This window comes from Erythrobacter sp. JB1-7, from assembly GCF_057365015.1.
Map to the genome: position 1 here is coordinate 3,039,785 of NZ_CP200291.1, position 16,828 is coordinate 3,056,612.

Annotated in this window: 18 protein-coding genes, 2 tRNA genes and 1 other RNA gene; 14 read left to right on the forward strand and 7 right to left on the reverse strand. The window is 57.6% G+C overall.

Annotation, left to right across the window (positions count from 1 at the left end; translation table 11 throughout):
* The first annotated feature begins 109 nt into the window (after positions 1-109).
* Positions 110-595 carry a DUF3429 domain-containing protein gene (locus AC0V6W_RS14815; protein WP_486151254.1) on the forward strand — a complete coding sequence of 162 codons (486 nt, stop codon included), beginning with the start codon at positions 110-112 and terminating at the stop codon, positions 593-595.
* A gap of 37 nt (positions 596-632) precedes the next feature.
* Here AC0V6W_RS14815 and AC0V6W_RS14820 read toward each other — a convergent pair.
* Positions 633-709, reverse strand: a tRNA-Pro gene (locus AC0V6W_RS14820).
* Positions 710-812: 103 nt separating this feature from the next.
* On the opposite strand from AC0V6W_RS14820, the gene thyA reads away from it, so the two are divergent.
* The 5 genes from thyA (at position 813) to AC0V6W_RS14845 (ending at position 5,723) form a co-directional block, all read left to right on the forward strand.
* On the forward strand, positions 813-1,796 hold the full coding sequence (thyA, locus tag AC0V6W_RS14825; RefSeq protein ID WP_486151256.1) for a thymidylate synthase: 984 nt from the start codon (positions 813-815) through the stop codon (positions 1,794-1,796).
* A 71-nt stretch (positions 1,797-1,867) separates the two neighbouring features.
* The gene (locus AC0V6W_RS14830; protein WP_486151681.1) at positions 1,868-3,172 is read left to right on the forward strand and encodes a thiamine pyrophosphate-dependent enzyme; all 1,305 of its coding nucleotides are present in this window, start codon (positions 1,868-1,870) and stop codon (positions 3,170-3,172) included.
* 71 nt (positions 3,173-3,243) lie between these two features.
* A complete protein-coding gene (locus AC0V6W_RS14835) occupies positions 3,244-4,242 on the forward strand; it encodes an alpha-ketoacid dehydrogenase subunit beta (protein ID WP_486151683.1) in 999 nt (332 codons plus the stop codon).
* A 2-nt stretch (positions 4,243-4,244) separates the two neighbouring features.
* Positions 4,245-5,558: a dihydrolipoamide acetyltransferase family protein gene (locus AC0V6W_RS14840; protein ID WP_486151258.1), complete on the forward strand. Its 1,314-nt coding sequence runs from the start codon at positions 4,245-4,247 to the stop codon at positions 5,556-5,558.
* Positions 5,559-5,646: 88 nt separating this feature from the next.
* A tRNA-Asp gene (locus AC0V6W_RS14845) sits at positions 5,647-5,723 on the forward strand.
* Positions 5,724-5,772: 49 nt separating this feature from the next.
* On the opposite strand, the gene AC0V6W_RS14850 is transcribed toward AC0V6W_RS14845, so the two are convergent.
* The 5 genes from AC0V6W_RS14850 to AC0V6W_RS14870 all read right to left on the reverse strand — a co-directional run bounded on the left by AC0V6W_RS14850 (position 5,773) and on the right by AC0V6W_RS14870 (position 7,742).
* On the reverse strand, positions 5,773-6,024 hold the full coding sequence (locus tag AC0V6W_RS14850) for a DUF2842 domain-containing protein (RefSeq protein WP_486151260.1): 252 nt from the start codon (positions 6,022-6,024) through the stop codon (positions 5,773-5,775).
* Positions 6,025-6,036: 12 nt separating this feature from the next.
* On the reverse strand, positions 6,037-6,618 hold the full coding sequence (locus AC0V6W_RS14855) for a 5-formyltetrahydrofolate cyclo-ligase (RefSeq protein WP_486151262.1): 582 nt from the start codon (positions 6,616-6,618) through the stop codon (positions 6,037-6,039).
* Between the two features lie 179 nt (positions 6,619-6,797).
* Positions 6,798-6,988, reverse strand: a non-coding RNA gene (gene ssrS / locus AC0V6W_RS14860) — 6S RNA.
* A 32-nt stretch (positions 6,989-7,020) separates the two neighbouring features.
* Complete coding sequence (locus tag AC0V6W_RS14865) at positions 7,021-7,497, reverse strand: cell division protein ZapA (RefSeq protein ID WP_486151264.1); 477 nt, start codon at positions 7,495-7,497, stop codon at positions 7,021-7,023.
* Positions 7,497-7,742 carry a hypothetical protein gene (locus tag AC0V6W_RS14870; RefSeq protein WP_486151266.1) on the reverse strand — a complete coding sequence of 82 codons (246 nt, stop codon included), beginning with the start codon at positions 7,740-7,742 and terminating at the stop codon, positions 7,497-7,499. The genes AC0V6W_RS14865 and AC0V6W_RS14870 overlap by 1 nt, the downstream gene beginning before the upstream one ends.
* 320 nt (positions 7,743-8,062) lie before the next feature.
* Between AC0V6W_RS14870 and tkt the strand changes: the two genes are divergently transcribed.
* From tkt to thiE, 7 genes are all read left to right on the forward strand, one after another.
* Positions 8,063-10,042 (forward strand): transketolase, encoded by a 1,980-nt coding sequence (gene tkt, locus AC0V6W_RS14875; protein ID WP_486151268.1) that lies wholly within the window; start codon positions 8,063-8,065, stop codon positions 10,040-10,042.
* A 27-nt stretch (positions 10,043-10,069) separates the two neighbouring features.
* Positions 10,070-11,077 (forward strand): type I glyceraldehyde-3-phosphate dehydrogenase, encoded by a 1,008-nt coding sequence (gap, locus tag AC0V6W_RS14880; protein WP_486151270.1) that lies wholly within the window; start codon positions 10,070-10,072, stop codon positions 11,075-11,077.
* 114 nt (positions 11,078-11,191) lie between these two features.
* Positions 11,192-12,391, forward strand: coding sequence for a phosphoglycerate kinase (locus AC0V6W_RS14885; protein ID WP_486151272.1), 1,200 nt, complete (start codon positions 11,192-11,194; stop codon positions 12,389-12,391).
* A 1-nt stretch (position 12,392) separates the two neighbouring features.
* Positions 12,393-13,481, forward strand: coding sequence for a serine hydrolase domain-containing protein (locus AC0V6W_RS14890; RefSeq protein ID WP_486151274.1), 1,089 nt, complete (start codon positions 12,393-12,395; stop codon positions 13,479-13,481).
* Positions 13,474-13,932, forward strand: coding sequence for a PaaI family thioesterase (locus AC0V6W_RS14895; protein ID WP_486151276.1), 459 nt, complete (start codon positions 13,474-13,476; stop codon positions 13,930-13,932). The genes AC0V6W_RS14890 and AC0V6W_RS14895 overlap by 8 nt, the downstream gene beginning before the upstream one ends.
* 136 nt (positions 13,933-14,068) lie before the next feature.
* A complete protein-coding gene (locus tag AC0V6W_RS14900; protein WP_486151278.1) occupies positions 14,069-14,959 on the forward strand; it encodes a fructose bisphosphate aldolase in 891 nt (296 codons plus the stop codon).
* Between the two features lie 12 nt (positions 14,960-14,971).
* Positions 14,972-15,619 carry a thiamine phosphate synthase gene (gene thiE, locus AC0V6W_RS14905; RefSeq protein ID WP_486151280.1) on the forward strand — a complete coding sequence of 216 codons (648 nt, stop codon included), beginning with the start codon at positions 14,972-14,974 and terminating at the stop codon, positions 15,617-15,619.
* Here thiE and AC0V6W_RS14910 read toward each other — a convergent pair.
* The gene (locus tag AC0V6W_RS14910; RefSeq protein WP_486151282.1) at positions 15,616-16,065 is read right to left on the reverse strand and encodes an elongation factor P; all 450 of its coding nucleotides are present in this window, start codon (positions 16,063-16,065) and stop codon (positions 15,616-15,618) included. The genes thiE and AC0V6W_RS14910 overlap by 4 nt on opposite strands.
* Before the next feature lie 194 nt (positions 16,066-16,259).
* On the opposite strand from AC0V6W_RS14910, the gene efp reads away from it, so the two are divergent.
* Positions 16,260-16,823, forward strand: coding sequence for an elongation factor P (efp, locus tag AC0V6W_RS14915; RefSeq protein WP_486151284.1), 564 nt, complete (start codon positions 16,260-16,262; stop codon positions 16,821-16,823).
* Positions 16,824-16,828 lie beyond the last annotated feature (5 nt).

Genomic DNA, 16,828 nt, shown 5'->3' on the forward strand with positions numbered 1-16,828 from the left:
GTGAAATGGTCGCCTTTTGAAGAGGGGCTTTGTTACCAAACTCAAAGTGGCGGTGCATGTTCCTTGGCGCAAGCGGGAACCGCGCAAGGCGCCATGCGCTTTTGATGCCATGGACGAGATCAATTCTACCGAAACTTCCCAGACTGAGGAGCTTACGCCTGCTGCACGGCTGCTGGGTTATCTGGGGCTACTGCCGCAAAGCATCTGCCTTGGCATTGCTCTGAGCGGTCACGAATATGCGTATTCGGCAATCGCTGGCGGATTTGCCTTTGGCGCAGCGATTTTCAGCTTTTTGGGCGGTGTGTGGTGGGGGCAAGCCATTCAGGCAGGCAAAGCAGGCGCGGGCGCTTACATCATTGCCGTTATCCCCAGCCTGTTGGCGGTCGCGCTGTTTTTGCCATGGACATTTGGCTGGGAATGGCCGGGGCCTGCGCTGATGTATCTGGGAGCGTTTATTGCTTTGTCGCCCGCAATTGACCGCACGCTGGGATTTGCGAGCCGCGATTTTCTGCTGCTGCGCGTGCAATTGTCAGCCGGATTGGGTTTGTTGACAGTGGCGCTGGGCTTTACCGCGATGAACATGATGGCTGTTTGAAGCCGCCATCACGCTTTTTCGGTTTTGGCTGAATACTTGGTCGGGAAGAGAGGATTCGAACCTCCGGCCCCCGCCTCCCGAAGACGGTGCTCTACCAGGCTGAGCTACTTCCCGACTCAATTGCACGATGCCTGAACGCAATCATGCGGTAGGGGCGCGCCTATAAGTGTGGATGGGCGGGGTGGCAAGCGGGCTTTTGCTGCGTATAGTTTTCGCCATGGCGACTTTGCAGACACCTGAAACGATTCCCTCCCGTCTTGATGGAGGCAGCGCGCATCCCGAATGGCAATATCTCGATCTGATGCGCCGCATCTGGGAAGATGGCGATGAACGCGGCGATCGCACAGGGGTTGGCACGCGTTCCATTTGCGGGGCGCAATTGCGATACGATCTGGCAGATGGCGCAATGCCGCTGCTGACGACCAAGCGGGTCTATTGGAAAACCGCCACGCGCGAAATGCTGTGGTTCCTTACCGGCGAAACCAATATTCGCCCGCTGGTGCTGCAAGGGGTGAAGATCTGGAATGAATGGCCCCATGCTCGCTATGTAAAAGAGACGGGCGAGGATATTGCGCTCGATGATTTTGCCACGCGGATCGCCGATGATGAGGCGTTTGCGCGGCGCTGGGGCGATCTTGGTCCGGTGTATGGCAAGCAATGGGTGGATTGGCCCACCTACCAATACCGCAAGGATGGCCTTTATGAGCGCGGGCCCGGCATCAATCAGGTCGCTGAAGTAGTGGAGAGCTTGCGCACCAATCCGGGCAGCCGCCGCCATATCATCGAGGGGTGGAATGTTGCCGAAGTGCCCCGCATGGCATTGCCGCCGTGCCACAAGACCTACCAGTTTCATGTGAGCGGAAGCGGCCAGGATGCGCGGCTCAATTGTGTGCTGTACCAGCGGTCTTGCGATGTCGCTTTGGGTCTGCCGTTTAACCTGTGGTCGGCCGCGCTTCTTACGCGGATGATGGCGGATCAAACGGGCATGCAGCCAGGCGAGCTGGTGTGGATGGGGGGCGATGTTCACCTGTATCTCAACCATGCGCATTTGATCGAGGAACAACTGACTCGCGAACCAAAAGGCAGTCCCACTCTCGCAATCACACGAAAGCCTGAAACAATTTTCGACTACTCAATCGAGGATTTTGAGGTGCATGATTACGCGCCAATGCCCCCGATCAAGGCACCTGTTGCGGTGTAGTTTCCCGCGCTTGACCGAGGGTTTTGGCTAACATACCCGATGATCCCAACACTGTCTTGGGAGAGAGTTTTATGGCCGATGGGGCCAATCCATCAGGTAATCGCCCGCAGCTGGCCCTGCATGTGCCAGAGCCAAAGTTTCGCCCTGGCGACAAGGCGGATTTCTCTGACATCGATATTGGCGCGCCAGGCGATCAGCCGCGCCCTGATGAGGCAACCAAGCCTGAGGATATGAAAGACCATGCTTATGGCTTGGTCCGGGTTCTTGGCGATGACAACAAGGCGCACGGGCCGTGGGATCCCAAGCTTGATCCCGATACGCTTCGCACAATGCTGGGCCATATGGCGATGGTGCGCGCCTTTGATGAACGCATGTTTCGCGGGCAGCGTCAGGGTAAGACCAGCTTTTACATGAAATGCACCGGCGAAGAGGCGACCAGCGTGGCGTCCTCTATGGCGCTGGCTTCCGATGACATGGTGTTCCCATCTTACCGCCAGCAGGGCATTCTGATCGCGCGCGGCTATCCGCTGATTGAGATGATCAATCAGATCTATTCAAACAAAGGCGACAAGCTGAAAGGCCGCCAGCTGCCGATAATGTATTCGAGCCGCGAACACAGCTTTTTCAGCATTTCCGGCAATCTTGCCACGCAAACCCCGCAAGCGGTCGGCTGGGCCATGGCAAGCGCGATTAAAGGCGACAGCCGGATCGCGGCGACATGGGTGGGCGAAGGCTCCACGGCAGAAGGCGATTTCCACAGCGCCTGCACCTTTGCGAGCGTTTATAATGCACCGGTTATTCTCAATGTTATCAACAATCAGTGGGCGATATCGAGCTTCTCCGGTTTTGCTGGCGCAGAGCGCACCACCTTTGCCGCGCGGGCGCTGGGTTATGGGATTGCTGGCCTGCGCGTGGATGGCAATGACGCACTGGCTTGCTTTGCAGCGCAGCAATGGGCCGCGAACCGGGCAAGGGCGAACCAAGGCCCGACGCTGATCGAATACTTTACCTACCGGGCAGAGGGGCACTCCACGTCGGATGATCCGTCCGGTTATCGCAGCGCGCAGGAGCAATTGGAATGGCCGCTGGGCGATCCGGTCACCCGGCTGAAAGACCATATGATCGCAATCGGCGAATGGGATGAGGACCGTCAGGCGGCAATGGACAAGGCATGCGCGGAGGAAGTGAAAGCCACGACCAAAGAAGCCGAGAAAAACGGCATTCTTGGACACGGTCTGCATCACCCCTTCCACACGATGTTCGAAGATGTGTTCGAGGATCTGCCATGGCACCTGCAAGAACAGGCAGAGCAGGCAACGCGCGAACGCAAGATCAAATGGCCCGACCATCACCCCATGGACGGAGCAGGCAAATGAACGCGCACGTGGACACAAGCACCCCAAAAACCCCCGCGGTAAGCGGCCCTGCGGTAAGTCGCAGGATCAATATGATCGAGGCGATTAACGAGGCGCTCGATGTGATGCTGAGGCGTGACAATGACGTCATCGTCATGGGCGAGGATGTCGGCTATTTCGGCGGGGTGTTCCGCTGCACGGCTGGCCTTCAGGAAAAGCACGGCAAAACCCGTGTATTTGATACGCCCATTTCGGAATGCGGCATTATCGGTGTTGCGGTGGGGATGGGGGCGTATGGCCTTCGCCCGGTGCCCGAAATTCAGTTTGCTGATTACATCTATCCCGGCCTTGATCAGCTGATTTCAGAAGCGGCGCGGCTGCGATATCGCTCTGCCACCGAATACATTGCGCCGATGACCGTGCGATCCCCGTTTGGCGGGGGGATTTTTGGCGGACAGACCCACTCGCAATCGCCCGAGAGCCTGTTCACCCATGTCGCGGGCCTTAAAACCGTGATCCCTGCAACGCCGTATGACGCGAAGGGTTTGTTGATCTCCGCAATTGAAGACAATGATCCGGTGATCTTTTTCGAACCCAAGCGGATTTATAACGGCCCGTTTACAGGCTATTATGACAGCCCGGTAGAGCCATGGAAAAAACACCCCGACAGCGAAGTTCCAGAGGGGTATTACAAAATCCCGCTTGGCAAAGCGCGCCACGTCAATGAGGGCGATGCGCTGACTGTGCTTGCCTATGGGACGATGGTGCATGTCGCTGAGGCGGTGTGCCAGAAAAAAGGCGTGGAGGCCGATATCCTTGACCTGCGCACGCTCATGCCGCTGGATATTGATGCGATTGAAGCGTCCGTGAAGAAAACGGGCCGCTGTCTGATCGTGCATGAGGCAACGCGCACTTCCGGCTTTGGTGCGGAATTGTCCGCGCTGGTGACAGAGCGGTGTTTTTACCACCTCGAAGCGCCAGTGGAGCGCGTTACCGGGTTCGACACACCTTATCCGCATAGCCTTGAATGGGCGTACTTCCCCGGTCCTGTGCGGATCGGCGAGGCTATCGACACAATTTTGAAAGACTGATCATGGCAAAATTCACATTCAACATGCCCGATGTAGGCGAGGGCGTTGCCGAGGCCGAGATTGTCGAATGGCACGTGAAAGTCGGCGATAAGGTCGAGGAAGATCAGCACCTCGTTGATGTGATGACGGACAAGGCGACAATCGACATTGAAAGCCCCGTTACAGGCACCGTTACAGAGGTTGCGGGTGATCTGGGCGATGTGGTCGCGGTGGGATCGATGCTGCTGGTGGTTGAGGTTGAGGGGGAAGATGGCGAGGGGGAGCGCGGCGAGCCTGCACATGCACCCGCGCTGGAGTCTAAAGTCGAAGTTGATGAACCCACATCCGCTCGTGCTGAGCCGGTGGCGCAAAGCGCCGTCTCCGACTCCGAAGCACCGTCCTCTTCTTCCGAATCAACTGAACAAAAGAAGGACGGCCCTTCGACAAGCTCAGGGCGAGCGGAAAGTAAGGTATTGGCCACACCTGCCGTGCGCCAGCGTGCGCGCGATTTGGGGATTGATCTTGCCGAAGTAAAACCCGCAAGCGATGGCCGCGTGCGCCATGCCGATCTCGATCAATTCCTCGCTTATAATGCAGGCGGTGGGTTCTCGCCCGCGGGCGCAAAACGCGATGACGAGGCGATCAAGGTTATTGGCCTGCGCAAGCGTATCGCGCAGAACATGGCCGCTTCCAAACGCCACATCCCGCATTTTACCTATGTTGAAGAATGCGATGTGACCGAGCTTGAAGCGATGCGTGCCAATCTCAATTCGGCGCGCGGGAATAAGCCCAAGCTGACGATGCTGCCGCTGATGATTGCAGCGATCACCCGGCTGATCCCCGAATTTCCGATGATCAATGCGCGTTATGATGACGAAGCGGGCGTGGTCACCCGCCATGGCGAAGTGCATTTGGGCATGGCGACGCAAACAGATAGCGGGCTGATCGTGCCTGTCATCCGCAATGCCGAAAGCCGCAATGTCTGGCAGCTTGCAAGCGAGATCGGACGGCTGGCCAATGCTGCGCGCGATGGATCGGCCAAGTCAGAGGAATTGTCCGGCTCCACCTTGACGATCACGTCGCTCGGCCCCTTGGGCGGGGTCGCGACCACGCCCGTCATCAACCGGCCCGAAGTCGCGATTATCGGTCCCAATCGCATTATCGAACGCCCGATGTTTGTAACTGGCCCCGATGGCGTAGAGCGGATTGAGAAACGCAAGCTGATGAATATCTCAATTTCGTGCGATCACCGCGTGGTTGATGGCTATGATGCGGCAAGCTTTGTGCAAGCGATGAAAAAGCTGATTGAAACGCCTGTTTTGCTGCTGGCGGAATAATTTTGGCTGTTTGGTGAGCGAGGGCGTTGACAGCCCATCACGCCCGGCCTAATGGCCTCGCTCCCAAGCGGTTTTGAACTGCTTTTATGCGGGTGTAGCTCAGTTGGTTAGAGCGCCGGCCTGTCACGCCGGAGGTCGCGAGTTCAAGTCTCGTCACTCGCGCCATTTCCTTACAATTTGAACCGGAAATGGCGCAGCGCGCTTGGGGCCTGCTTTATTCCGTTGGTGTTTGCGATGTTGTCTCTTTGGGCGGGGACCAGCTGCCGGTTTCCATCCAGATCAAAAACCGCTTGAGCGGCAACAGCCAGATCAGCCCCAAAATCACATAAACCACCGTTTGCGCAGCGCCTGACCATGTGCCGATCAGATCAGGCGCATAGCGCGCGATCACAATCGCATAGACCATGATCGCAATGAACAGGCCGATTATGCCAACAGGAATTCGCCAGGTCGGTGTTTCGCGCATCAATCGGGTCTTTCAATCCAGGCCATACATGCGGGTGGGGGTTACAACCGCATCCAGTTTCACATCATGCGGCTGTGTCGGCAATGTCTCAAGCAGCTGCACATCCCATGCAAGCCCAATGGTCATGACGCGCGGATGTTCCGCCAGCCAGCGATCATAATGCCCGCCGCCCTGGCCCAGCCTGTCGCCCGCTGCGGTAAAGCCCAGCAGCGGGACGAAGACGATATCGGGCGTCAGCGCGGATGCGCCGTGTTCGGGTTGCTGCAAATCAAATGCACCCGAAGTCAGATCGGTTTCGCCAAAAGGATCGGTGTGTTCGCGAAACTCCATCGCGGCATCTGCCGAGGCGAAAAAGGGCAGGGCGATGGTATGGCCGGCCTCGGCAAAGAATTTCGCATAGCCCGATGCAGGCGCTTCGCCGCGTGCGGCGTGATAGACGCCGATGGCGGCTTGCGGCTCGATATGCTTCAACAGCGGGGAAGGCGGGCGATTGAACAGCAAAGCGCGAATGGAATCAGGCTGGGCGGCGGCATGATCCTTGCGCGTTGCTCTAAGGATTTTGCGCAACTGGGATTTTGTTGAAATTTTATTCATGGATTGCTTCGCTACGCTCGCAATGACGAAAAAGGAACGGGCCGCAGACCCGCAAGGGCGACTGCCCGCCCCCTTCGGCTGACTGACAGACCAGCCGCTCAGGATAAACTTCGCGACGCGGCCTTTAGGCCGTGTGAGCGAGGATAGCGCACCCCGGATGCGGGTGCGCAAGCGAAAATGACGAGACCACCATGGGTCGTTTGCACGGAAATCCTCTGACGCGAAAACGTCAGGTGGGCGCCGTATACTCCGGTTCCCAGGTTCCATCCCCAAAGGGACGCAGGGGCCCATGTTCCAGAGCAGGGACAGCTCCCGTAGGAATGCTTATAGCCTCAGGGATATTCAATCGGCTCGTTCCGGGCAGCCTCGCCGCGACCTATCTAAGCGTCCAAGCCGCCAGCTTCAACCGCTGCGCGTACCGGCTTCAAGCGCGCTGGCAGCTGCTTCTGCGCGAGCGGCCAAAGCTTCGAGCTTTTCTGCAAGCGCATCATCGTCCTTGCCCGCCTCATCAGGCAGGTCCAAGCGAGGCGCGGCTGCATCGCGCAATTTCGCTATTTCGGCCTGCAAACGGGCATTTTGCGACGCCGCTTCATTGTTAGCCGCGCGCAATTGTTCGATTTCAGCTCGCAGTTCGGCCTTTTTACCGCCGGGCTTGTCCTGATCGGCTGGCGCGCCCGTTTTGCGCGCCTCGGTCAGTTCATCGGCGAGGAACAGAGCGGTGAAGACAAGGTTCTGCGCCTCTTGCGGAGTGCGCGCATCGCCGAGCTGGTTGTATTTCTCGTCAATCAACTGCGCGAGCCGTTCAATCTGCGCTTCTTCGCCATCGGCGCAGACCACAGGATAGGAACGCTGGCCGATGGTGATGTTGATAGTGCTCATCAGCCGTGCTCTTCGATCATCTGATCAATTTCGCGGAGCGTTTCGGCGACTTCTTCGCGTAGTTTTTCGTGGCTGTTCACGAGGGCTGCGATCCTGGCAGACCCAGAATCGGCGGGCTCCACATCGGCCGCAGGCGCGGCAGAATACGCGCCCCTTGATGCAGCAGCGTGTCTCTGTGCGACCTCTATGCGTTCCATGGCCGCATTCAAACGGTCCAGCGCGCTTTGTGTTCGGCTTCCGCCCATAATGGTGAAGGAATTATCAAGGTTACTTCGCGGAGGCAAAGTGTGCAGGGGCTGTGGCGGGCCGGGTCTGTTGATAAGTGGAGTTAGGCTGAGGCTTGGCGGGCTGCACTTGATCGGGGCTTGCCGCGTGCGCGTGGTTGACCTCTTATGGCGGCTCGGCAATGGCTTGTGCGCACACCGAATCGCCCAATTGCCGGGGTTATAGACCGGAACGCGCCGACAAGCGCACATGCGGGCGAAAAGCTGCAACGCCAACGCTGCAAAGCAACACTGCAAGGCCAACCGGCACAGCAGTCAATGAGCAGGAGATTTTCGCCAGCATGACGATTGACGCCGCCCGTCTCCAACCAATGGCCAATGCCATTCGCGCTTTATCCATGGACGCTGTTCAGGCCGCCAATTCCGGCCATCCCGGCATGCCGATGGGCATGGCGGATGTGGCGGCTGTGCTGTTTTCAAACCACCTCAAATTCCATCCCGCGCGCCCCGATTGGGCCGATAGAGACAGGTTTGTGCTGTCCGCCGGGCATGGTTCCATGCTGATTTACAGCCTGCTGCACCTTACCGGATATGCGCAGCCCACGATGGACGATATCCGCAATTTCCGGCAATTGGGCAGCCCGTGCGCAGGGCACCCTGAAAACTTCCTGCTCGAAGGGGTGGAATGCACCACCGGGCCTTTGGGTCAGGGGCTTGCCATGGCTGTCGGCATGGCCATTGCTGAGCGGCATTTGAACGCGGTGTTTGGCGATGATCTGGTCGATCACCGCACCTGGGTGATCGCTGGTGATGGGTGTCTGATGGAAGGCATCAATCACGAAGCTATCGGCCTTGCTGGCCACCTGAACCTTGGTCAGATGAATGTGCTGTGGGATGACAACCGCATCACGATTGATGGCGCGACTGATCTGTCGACTTCGGAAGATGTAAAAGCTCGTTATGCCGCAACCGGATGGCATGTGACCGAATGCGACGGGCATGATTTTGCCGATATTGAGCGCGCATTGTCCGAAGCGAAAGCCGATCCGCGCCCCTCATTGGTCGCGTGCCGCACCATTATCGGCAAAGGCGCTCCGAGCAAGCAAGGCACCAGCTCAACCCATGGCGCGCCGCTTGGCGCAGACGAAATCACGGCTGCACGAGAGTCGCTGGGATGGGATTCTGCGCCGTTTGATATCCCGCGTGACGTGCTGGCAGACTGGCGCGATTGCGCGAAACGCGGCCGCACCGCGCATGGCGAATGGACCGCGCGGCTTTCCGCATCAGACAAGCGCGCCGAATTTGAACGCCGTATGGCAGGCGATTTGCCCGATATGGGCGCGCTGGATGATCATATCGCGGCTCTGGTGGCGGAACCGCAAAAGGTCGCGACCCGCAAAGCGAGCGAGCTGGCGCTTGACGCGATCAATCCCAATGCGCCTGAGACAATCGGCGGAAGCGCTGATTTGACAGGCTCAAACAACACCAAAGCGGGCGGTATCGAAACGCTGGATGCGGACAATTATGCGGGCCGCTATCTCAATTACGGCATTCGTGAATTTGGCATGGCCGCCGCGATGAACGGGATGGCGCTGCATGGCGGCGTGATCCCCTATGGCGGCACGTTCCTGGTGTTCACCGATTATGCACGCGGCGCGATCCGGCTGTCGGCCTTGCAACAGGCGCGCGCAATCTATGTGATGACGCATGACAGCATCGGCCTTGGCGAAGATGGACCCACGCACCAGCCGGTGGAGCATGTCGCTTCGCTACGGGCTATGCCCAACCTCTTGGTCTTCCGCCCCGGTGATGCGGTGGAAACCGCAGAATGCTGGGCGGCGGCTTTGGCGCAAAAGGACCGGCCATCTATCCTTGCCCTGTCGCGTCAGGGATTGCCGCAATTCCGGCTTGAGGCGGCAGAAGAGAACCTGTCGAGCAAAGGCGGTTACAGGGTGCGAAGCGCAAGTTTGCCGCGAAAAGTGGTTCTTCTTGCGACAGGCTCCGAAGTCAGCCTTGCGCTTGAATGCGCGGATGCGCTTGAGGCTGAGGGCGTTGGCGCAGATGTGGTCTCGATGGTGTGCGCGGAATTGTTTGAAGAGCAAGATGATGCCTACAAACAGGACATCATTCCCGGCGGCGTCATGAAAGTGTCGATCGAAGCGGGCACGACTTTTGGATGGGAGCGCTACACCGGATTAAAGGGGCTGAATATCGGAATAGACAGCTTCGGCGCCTCTGCACCTGCTAGTGACCTGTTTAAGCATTTCGGTTTCACAGCGGACAAGGTGGTCCCGCAAATTCTTTCCAAACTTTCCAGTTAAAGCATAAGACAAGCAGGAGTTCTTCACATGGCGACTAAAGTTGCGATCAATGGGTTTGGCCGTATCGGACGGCTTGTGGCGCGCGCTCTTCTCGAACGCACCGATCACGATTTTGAGCTGGTCTCGATCAATGATCTGGCCGACACCAAATCCAATGCGCTGTTGTTCCAATATGACAGCACGCATGGCCGTTTCCCCGGCACTGTGGATACCGCAGATGGCGCGATTATCGTCAACGGCAAAAGCATTGCGGTGACCTCGGAACGCAACCCTGCTGATCTGCCCCATGCGGCGCAAGGCGTTGATATTGTGCTGGAATGCACCGGCTTTTTCCAAAGCGATGAAGCCTGCCGCCCGCACCTTGACGCAGGCGCGAAGCGCGTTTTGATCTCGGCTCCTGCCAAAGGCGTATCAGCGACAATCGTTTACGGTGTGAACCACGATGTGCTCACCGCTGATGATGTGATCGTCTCCAACGCCAGCTGCACCACCAATTGCCTCTCACCGGTTGCCAAAGTGCTGAATGACACTGTCGGGATTGAGCGCGGCTTTATGACCACGATCCATTCTTACACCAACGATCAGCGCATGCTTGACCAAATGCACTCTGACATGCGCCGTGCGCGCGGCGGGGCGCAGAATATGATCCCGACCACGACAGGCGCAGCGCGCGCTGTGGGTCTGGTGCTGCCGGAATTGGCAGGCAAGCTCGATGGCTCATCCGTCCGCGTGCCTACGCCCAATGTGTCGCTGATTGATCTGGTGTTCCAACCGGGCCGCGATACATCAGCTGAGGAACTCAACGCGGCGCTCAAAGCGGCTGCTGATGGCCCGATGAAAGGCGTGCTCGATTACACCGATCAGCCGCTTGTCTCAGGCGATTTCAACCACCACGCCGCAAGCTCCACTATCGACAGCCTCGAAACAGGCGTGATGGAAGGCAAGCTGGGCCGGGTTGTCAGCTGGTACGACAATGAATGGGGCTTCTCCAACCGCATGATCGACACAGCGGGTGTGATGGCGAAGTTTCTTTAATTGAACGCAACTCCGCTCGTCCTGAGCTTGTCGAATTACCGTTTTTCCTTAAGACGCGGCGCGAATGAGTAAGTACGACCCTTCGACAGGCTGAGGGTGAGCGGAGTAGATGCAGTGACCACATTCAAAACTCTCGATGATCTGGGCGATATCGCTGGCAAGGTTGCGCTTGTCCGGGTGGATCTCAATCTGCCGATGAAGGACGGCTCTGCCACCGATGTGACGCGGGTTGAGGCGGTTAAGCCGACCATTCTGGAATTGTCCGAAAAGGGCGCGAAAGTCCTTTTGCTCGCCCATTTCGGCAGGCCCAAAGGGCAGCGTTCCAGTGTGCTTTCCACCAGCATGGTGGTGGGCGATGTCGAAGGGGTGTTGGGCAAGGAACTGATGTTCATCCCCGAGGTCGCTGGCCCGGTCGTTGAGCAAAGCATCGGCATTTTGAGCAATGGCGATATCGGCCTGCTGGACAACACACGGTTCTGGCCGGGTGAAGAAGGCAATGACCCGAATTTCGCCCAGGCCATTGCCGCGCACGGCGATTTCTACGTCAACGATGCCTTTTCCGCAGCGCACCGCGCTCATGCCACCACCGAAGGTCTGGCGCATCACCTGCCAAGCTATGCCGGGCGGTCGATGGAAGCGGAGCTGAAAGCGCTCGATACAGCGCTTGGGTCGCCTGAGCAGCCCGTGGCTGCTGTTGTGGGCGGGGCTAAGGTGTCCTCCAAACTCGCAGTGCTCGAAAACCTTGTCGGCAAGGTGCAGCACTTGATTATAGGCGGGGGCATGGCGAACACATTCCTCGCCGCGCGCGGTGTAGATGTGGGCACATCCTTGTGCGAGCACGATCTCACTGAAACCGCTTCCAAAATCATGGACGAGGCGGATCATGCCGGGTGCACTGTGCATCTGCCTTACGACGTTGTCGTGGCAAAAGAATTTGCTGCAAACCCTGCATCTTTGCGCACCTGCAATGTCCACGAGGTTGCCGCAGATGAAATGATCCTCGATATCGGCCCGCAAGCCACCGAAGCGCTTGCCGATGTGCTGAAAACCTGCCGCACTCTGGTGTGGAACGGGCCGCTTGGCGCCTTTGAGACAGAGCCGTTTGACACCGCCACCATGGCGCTCGCCCGGCATGTTGCGGCTCTCACGCAGGAAGGCTCGCTTATCTCAGTCGCGGGCGGCGGCGACACGGTTGCCGCTTTGGCGCAGGCGGGCGTTACGAATGAGGTTACTTATATCTCCACCGCCGGCGGCGCGTTCCTCGAATGGATGGAAGGCAAGCAGCTGCCCGGCGTTGCGGCGCTCTCGAATTAGGATGCGCAGTGCTGCTCTATCGCTGGCCATAATCTTTCACGCACTATGGAGCGCACCTGCACTTGCCGATGGGAATGCGCACAGTGCCTTTGAAGCCAGCCTCGAACAGTTCCGAAAACAGACCAACACCCCGTCAATCAGCGCGTTGATTGTCAAAGATCAAGAGATTGTTTGGGAGGCATATCTTGGGACTTGGGATGATGAAGGTGATTTTCCGACCACCGCTCAGACCACCTACTATATCGCTTCAGTGACCAAGCCAATTGCTGCATCCGCAATTCTCGCTGAGAGTGCTGCGAGCGCGATTGACCTTAGTTTACCCATGACAAATGATTTGAAATGGAAGGGCTTCTGCGCGCACTTTCGCAATACCGAAATCCCGTTCATGGGCGGCGGTACTGACCGATTTGGCAATCTGATAGCGCCCATTGATTGCTCAAAACCTACCACTCTTGGGCATATGTTGGATATGCGGGCCAATGGCGAAGCGTTTGTCTACAACCCCATTGCGTTTGCCCGGATAGATCGAGCGATTGAGGGCGCTGGCGGTAGGTCATTGCGAACCATTGTGCGCGAACGTGCCATTCAGCCGGCAGGCGCCGAGAATGTTGCGTTGGGTTGGCGCGATGAAAATGCTGGCGACGCGCTGCGGTGGCTTGCAATGCCGCACACGATTGAAGACGGCCGGGTTCTAAAGCAGGCTTATCCCGATGACGATTTCCGCGCATCGGCTGGAATTATAGCCAGCCCCCGTTCAATCGCGGCGTTCGATATTGCGTACGACGAAGGCTTAATCGTCCCGCTGGCGGTTCGCGACCATTTGGCAACGCAAATAACCATTCCGCCCCTAGGCGATTATCGCAAAGGATGGTGGTTGGAGGAATATCGCGGGCAGCGCTTTATGTGGCATTCCGGTAAGGACGATGGAAAGTATTCTGCGGTTTACCTGAAAGTGCCGGCTAAAAACCTCACTTTGATTGTGTTGGCCAATTCTGATGCGATTTGGAATGAAGGTTCCTCAGTTGTGACAGCGCGCGTTGCACAAAGCCCCGTTGCCCGAAAATTTGTAGAGCTTTATGTCGATGACTGAGGAAAAAACCCAATACGGATACGGCAATGCAATTGAATGCCGTGAGGGCGAATTTGCCGGGTGGTATCACTGGAACCATGATCCGTTCGAAACGCGCTCTGGCCCGTTTTTTATGCGCCGCGAGGATGATGGCACTTATTTGAGCGCCTTTCGCGCCGAAGATCGCCATATGAACGGGGGCGGCGCGATGCATGGCGGGTGTCTGATGACCTTTGCCGATTTTGCATTGTTTGCGATTGCAACAGATGAACTGGACGGCGCGCATGCGGTCACGATGAATCTGTCGAGCGATTTTCTGGGCGCAGTTCAGCCCGGCGCTTTGGTCGAAGCGCGCGGCGAAGTTACGCGCGGCGGGGGCAAGACGATCTTTCTCCGCGGCCTGATCACTGGCGATGGCGCGCCTGCGCTGAGCTTTACTGGGATTATTCGGAAACTTTCACCCCGCACGTGAACCCATTGGGCTGATTGCCCTCTCCAAAGCCCCTTTGCGCCTATACTTGTGGCCAATTGCAGCGCCATTTTCCGCGCGTTAGGGCCTACGAAAATTAAAGACAAAACCAGACAGACTGAAAACACGAGGGACAGCCATGAACACCGAAGAAATGACCGCAAAGATTGCCGCAGGACAAGGCTTCATCGCAGCGCTCGATCAATCGGGCGGCTCCACGCCCAAAGCTTTGCGCGGATACGGCGTTGATGATGGCGAATGGTCAGGTGATGAGGAAATGTTCGGCCAAATTCACCAAATGCGCAGCCGGGTCATCACCTCGCCCTGTTTTTCCAGCGGCAAGGTCATCGGCGCCATTCTGTTTGAAAAAACCATGGACGGCATGGTCGATGGCAAAACCACAGCCGACGCGCTCAAAGCGCGCGGGATTGTCCCATTTATCAAGGTGGATCAGGGGCTTGCCGATGAAGAGAACGGCGTCCAATTGATGAAGCCTTTGGACAAACTGCCCGCACTGCTCGAAAAATCGGTGGGTCACGGCATGTTCGGCACCAAAATGCGCTCAGTCATCAAATCGGCCAATGCAGACGGAATTGCCGCGATTGTCGCGCAGCAATTCGAAGTGGGCGGCCAGATCGCGGATGCAGGCCTGATGCCAATGCTCGAGCCGGAATATGACATCACCGCTGATGACCGCGAAGCGGGCGAAGACATTCTGCTCGCGGAAATCATGAAGCATTTGGATAGCCTGCCGCAGGGGCGCAAAGTGATGCTGAAATTGTCGATTCCCGTAAAGGCTGGCCATTACACCCCCGCGATTGAGCATCCCGCCGTGCTGCGCGTCGTGGCGCTTTCGGGCGGTTATTCGACCGATGATGCGTGCGCGCATCTGGCGAAGAACCCCGGCATGATCGCAAGCTTTTCGCGCGGGCTGTTGCAGGACCTGCGCAAAGGCCAGTCGGATGGCGAATTTGATGGCGCTTTGGGTAAAGCGATTGACCAGATTGCAGCGGCCAGCGTTGCTGGCTAAAGCGCGCAGGTGATGACACCTGCTACTCAATTGTATCTGATTTCCCCGCTCGACGTGGGCGGGGATTTTCCTGACCGGCTCGAACGTGCGCTTGGCGCAGGCGAGGGGATGGTCACGGCATTCCAGTTCCGCGTGAAAGATGTAGACCAGCATGAGGCCGCGCGTCTGGCAGAGCCTTTGCAGGACATTTGCGCGCGTTATGATTGCGCCTTTATGGTGAATGATAGCGTGCCATTGGCCAAACGATTGCGCGCAGATGGCGTGCATCTGGGGCAGGGCGATGGGAGCGCTCGAGAAGCGCGCGAGGAATTGGGCCGCGATGTGCAAATCGGTGTGACCTGCCATGCCTCGCGCCATCTGGCGATGGAAGCAGGCGAGGCAGGAGCCGATTACATCGCGTTCGGCGCGTTCTTTCCTTCCTCCACCAAGGATAAGGGGGATGATGCGGAAACGCCCGATCTTGAGCTGGTAGAGTGGTGGACGCAGCTGTTTGAGATACCGCTGGTCGCCATCGGCGGGATCACGCCTGCCAATTGCGCGCCGCTGGTAAAAGCAGGCGCGGATTTCCTCGCTGTGTCAGGCGGAGTGTGGAACGGTGATGAAGCAAAAGCGGTCGCGGATTTTGCCGCTGCGATCAAAGCCGCAACGAAAAGCGATTAAGCCCGTCCGCCGAGCCGTGTGCAGATCAATTTGCTGAGCGATCCGTCGGCTTTCACCTGCTGCAATTGATATTCGCCAATGCGCTTGAAATTCTCACCCTTTTTGGGGCCGCGTGTGAATGTCAGCGATTTGCCGCGCATCAGATAAATGCCGCGCCCGTCTTCATTGGTGTAGCTGGAGGCTTGCGAAATGGTGAAGCTTTCCGCCTCTGTGACCTCGATCGCGCGGCCCTGAGCATCGCCGGGCAGGGCGCATTGATATCGGCCATGCGGCATGGTGCCCAAGGGGCCGCCTTCTGCCAATGGCGTTGCCGCCTGCGCCTCTGTTCCCTGCACGCTGGCGAGGATCGGTTTGAGCACCGGCCCCTCTGCTGAAAGCATGTTTCCGGATGATCCCGCGATCACGGCCGCCGCCGCTGTCAGCATGATAACATATCGAGTTTGCATGGTTTTTCTGTCCAATCCCCTTGGACAGCCTGATATCAGGGTGAATAAGTGGTTACCACAGGAAAGACACCAATTTACATGTCTAAAAAGGGTAACCTTGCTGTCGCCACGCCATCGGTCTATGCGGCGTGACAATCGAGCTTTTGCGGATTTATCGCCGGGCTCATCCACTTCTGAAAAAAGCGTGACTTCTCATGAAAATCAGCGGCGTCGATATCCGCCCCGGCAATATCATCGAATATGAAAACGGCATCTGGAAAGTTGCCAAGATCCAGCACACGCAGCCGGGCAAAGGCGGCGCCTATATGCAGGTCGAAATGAAGAACCTGCAGGATGGGCGCAAAACCAATGTCCGTTTTCGCAGCGCTGACACGGTGGAGAAGGTTCGCCTTGATACTGCCGATTATCAGTTCCTCTATGAAGATGGCGACATGCTCGTCTTTATGGATCAGGTGAATTACGAACAGATCATGCTGCCATCCGACCTGCTGGGCGATGCGCGTCCGTTTTTGCAGGATGGTATGCAGGTAATGCTCGAATTGTGGGAAGAAAAGCCGATTTCGGTGCAATTGCCCGCGCAAATCGAGGCGGAAATCGTCGAGGCTGATGCGGTGGTGAAGGGGCAGACCGCTTCGTCCAGTTTCAAGCCTGCCGTGCTCGACAATGGCGTGCGCATAATGGTGCCGCCGCATATTGCCAGCGGGACACGCATTATCGTTGACGTGTACGAACAATCCTATGTCGGCAAGGCGAGCTGATCTAC

What these genes read in the sequence shown, in the direction of transcription:
- efp (WP_486151284.1), top strand. Translation starts at nt 16,260, where the DNA reads ATGAAAATCAGCGGCGTCGATATCCGCCCCGGCAATATCATCGAATAT.
- AC0V6W_RS14840 (WP_486151258.1), top strand. Translation starts at nt 4,245, where the DNA reads ATGGCAAAATTCACATTCAACATGCCCGATGTAGGCGAGGGCGTTGCC.
- AC0V6W_RS14870 (WP_486151266.1), bottom strand. Translation starts at nt 7,742, where the DNA reads ATGGGCGGAAGCCGAACACAAAGCGCGCTGGACCGTTTGAATGCGGCC.
- gap (WP_486151270.1), top strand. Translation starts at nt 10,070, where the DNA reads ATGGCGACTAAAGTTGCGATCAATGGGTTTGGCCGTATCGGACGGCTT.
- AC0V6W_RS14835 (WP_486151683.1), top strand. Translation starts at nt 3,244, where the DNA reads ATGATCGAGGCGATTAACGAGGCGCTCGATGTGATGCTGAGGCGTGAC.
- AC0V6W_RS14850 (WP_486151260.1), bottom strand. Translation starts at nt 6,024, where the DNA reads ATGCGCGAAACACCGACCTGGCGAATTCCTGTTGGCATAATCGGCCTG.
- thiE (WP_486151280.1), top strand. Translation starts at nt 14,972, where the DNA reads ATGACACCTGCTACTCAATTGTATCTGATTTCCCCGCTCGACGTGGGC.
- AC0V6W_RS14900 (WP_486151278.1), top strand. Translation starts at nt 14,069, where the DNA reads ATGAACACCGAAGAAATGACCGCAAAGATTGCCGCAGGACAAGGCTTC.
- AC0V6W_RS14895 (WP_486151276.1), top strand. Translation starts at nt 13,474, where the DNA reads ATGACTGAGGAAAAAACCCAATACGGATACGGCAATGCAATTGAATGC.
- tkt (WP_486151268.1), top strand. Translation starts at nt 8,063, where the DNA reads ATGACGATTGACGCCGCCCGTCTCCAACCAATGGCCAATGCCATTCGC.
- AC0V6W_RS14865 (WP_486151264.1), bottom strand. Translation starts at nt 7,497, where the DNA reads ATGAGCACTATCAACATCACCATCGGCCAGCGTTCCTATCCTGTGGTC.
- thyA (WP_486151256.1), top strand. Translation starts at nt 813, where the DNA reads ATGGCGACTTTGCAGACACCTGAAACGATTCCCTCCCGTCTTGATGGA.
- AC0V6W_RS14910 (WP_486151282.1), bottom strand. Translation starts at nt 16,065, where the DNA reads ATGCAAACTCGATATGTTATCATGCTGACAGCGGCGGCGGCCGTGATC.
- AC0V6W_RS14830 (WP_486151681.1), top strand. Translation starts at nt 1,868, where the DNA reads ATGGCCGATGGGGCCAATCCATCAGGTAATCGCCCGCAGCTGGCCCTG.
- AC0V6W_RS14855 (WP_486151262.1), bottom strand. Translation starts at nt 6,618, where the DNA reads ATGAATAAAATTTCAACAAAATCCCAGTTGCGCAAAATCCTTAGAGCA.
- AC0V6W_RS14815 (WP_486151254.1), top strand. Translation starts at nt 110, where the DNA reads ATGGACGAGATCAATTCTACCGAAACTTCCCAGACTGAGGAGCTTACG.
- AC0V6W_RS14890 (WP_486151274.1), top strand. Translation starts at nt 12,393, where the DNA reads ATGCGCAGTGCTGCTCTATCGCTGGCCATAATCTTTCACGCACTATGG.